The following is a 2,500-nucleotide window of genomic DNA, read 5'->3' as shown; positions in this document are numbered from 1 at the left end:
AAAACCAGCGGATGAGCTGTGGATAGGGGTGAAAGGCTAAACAAACTTGGAAATAGCTGGTTCTCTCCGAAAACTATTTAGGTAGTGCCTCAAGTATTACCTGCGGGGGTAGAGCACTGTTTTGGCTAGGGGGTCATGGCGACTTACCAAACCAAGGCAAACTCCGAATACCGCAGAGTACAGCTTGGGAGACAGAGCACCGGGTGCTAACGTCCGGACTCAAGAGGGAAACAACCCAGACCGCCAGCTAAGGTCCCTAAAATTGGCTAAGTGGGAAACGAAGTGGGAAGGCTAAAACAGTCAGGATGTTGGCTTAGAAGCAGCCATCATTTAAAGAAAGCGTAATAGCTCACTGATCGAGTCGTCCTGCGCGGAAGATGTAACGGGGCTAAGCCAGTTACCGAAGCTGCGGATTTGCAATTTATTGCAAGTGGTAGGAGAGCGTTCTGTAAGCCTGTGAAGGTGGCTTGTAAAGGCTGCTGGAGGTATCAGAAGTGCGAATGCTGACACGAGTAGCGTTAAAGGGGGTGAAAAGCCCCCTCGCCGTAAGCGCAAGGTTTCCTACGCAACGTTCATCGGCGTAGGGTGAGTCGGCCCCTAAGGCGAGGCAGAGATGCGTAGCTGATGGGAAACAGGTCAATATTCCTGTACCGATTACAAGTGCGATGTGGGGACGGATCTTAATAGGTTATCCGGGTGTTGGATGTCCCGGTTTAGGCAGAAGTAGGCGATGGGTAGGCAAATCCGCCCGTCATATACCGAGGCTGCCGATCGAGCGAGCTTGCTCGCGAAGTAACTGAACGAGGTCCCAGGAAAAGCCACTAAGCTTCAGCTTGTAATTGACCGTACCGCAAACCGACACTGGTGCGCGAGATGAGTATTCTAAGGCGCTTGAGAGAACTCAGGAGAAGGAACTCGGCAAATTGACACCGTAACTTCGGAAGAAGGTGTGCCCTAGTAGTGTGATGAGAACATCTGAGCACGAATGGGTTGCAAAAAATAGGTGGCTGCGACTGTTTATTAAAAACACAGCACTCTGCAAACACGAAAGTGGACGTATAGGGTGTGACGCCTGCCCGGTGCTGGAAGATTAATTGATGGGGTGCAAGCTCTTGATCGAAGTCCCAGTAAACGGCGGCCGTAACTATAACGGTCCTAAGGTAGCGAAATTCCTTGTCGGGTAAGTTCCGACCTGCACGAATGGCGTAACGATGGCCACACTGTCTCCTCCTGAGACTCAGCGAAGTTGAAATGTTTGTGATGATGCAATCTCCCCGCGGAAAGACGGAAAGACCCCATGAACCTTTACTGTAGCTTTGTATTGAATTTTGAACAGATCTGTGTAGGATAGGTGGGAGGCTTTGAAGCAGGGTCGCTAGATCTTGTGGAGCCAACGTTGAAATACCACCCTGGTGTGTTTGAGGTTCTAACCTAGGTCCATTATCTGGATCGGGGACAGTGCATGGTAGGCAGTTTGACTGGGGCGGTCTCCTCCCAAAGTGTAACGGAGGAGTTCGAAGGTACGCTAGGTACGGTCGGACATCGTGCTAATAGTGCAATGGCATAAGCGTGCTTAACTGCGAGACTGACAAGTCGAGCAGATGCGAAAGCAGGACATAGTGATCCGGTGGTTCTGTATGGAAGGGCCATCGCTCAACGGATAAAAGGTACTCTGGGGATAACAGGCTGATACCGCCCAAGAGTTCATATCGACGGCGGTGTTTGGCACCTCGATGTCGGCTCATCTCATCCTGGGGCTGTAGCCGGTCCCAAGGGTATGGCTGTTCGCCATTTAAAGAGGTACGTGAGCTGGGTTTAAAACGTCGTGAGACAGTTTGGTCCCTATCTTCCGTGGGCGCTGCAGATTTGAGGAAGCCTGCTCCTAGTACGAGAGGACCGGAGTGGACGCACCTCTGGTGTACCGGTTGTCACGCCAGTGGCATTGCCGGGTAGCTAAGTGCGGAAGAGATAACCGCTGAAAGCATCTAAGCGGGAAACTCGTTCCAAGATGAGATCTGCCGGGGCCTTGAGCCCCCTGAAGGGTCGTTGAAGACCACGACGTTGATAGGTCGGGTGTGGAAGCGCAGCAATGCGTTAAGCTAACCGATACTAATTGCCCGTGAGGCTTGACCCTATAACTTTGACGAAACCACATGTCTGAAAAGACGGTTCGTGCAAATGTCTTATGCCATCATGATTAAAATCATGACGTTGGCAGCAATCAAAATGAGCTGATTCGAAACTCTATGAATTCGTCTGGTTGAACAAATCGTTCAGCCAGGCAACAAGTTATGCCTGACGACCATAGCGAGTTGGTCCCACTCCTTCCCATCCCGAACAGGACAGTGAAACGACTTTGCGCCGATGATAGTGCGGATTCCCGTGTGAAAGTAGGTCATCGTCAGGCTATTATTGAAAAAGCCCCAAGTAGAAATACTTGGGGCTTTTGCTTTTCTGGAGCTAATCGCAAGAGCAAGGCTTGGGGTGCTAGAGGTCAAAA

At 51.0% G+C, this 2,500-nt stretch carries 2 rRNA genes (1 of these 2 cut by a window edge); both read left to right on the top strand.

The features are described from left to right. A 23S ribosomal RNA gene (locus HFL01S_RS24165) occupies positions 1–2,134 on the top strand; it begins 743 nt to the left of the window's first position. A 160-nt stretch (positions 2,135–2,294) separates the two neighbouring features. Continuing rightward, positions 2,295–2,407 (top strand): 5S ribosomal RNA (gene rrf, locus HFL01S_RS24160). Positions 2,408–2,500: the final 93 nt, after the last annotated feature.

Source organism: Hydrogenophaga flava NBRC 102514 (assembly GCF_001571145.1).
Taxonomy (GTDB): Bacteria; Pseudomonadota; Gammaproteobacteria; order Burkholderiales; family Burkholderiaceae_C; genus Hydrogenophaga; species Hydrogenophaga flava.
This window is presented reverse-complemented; position numbering and strand designations above follow the sequence as displayed.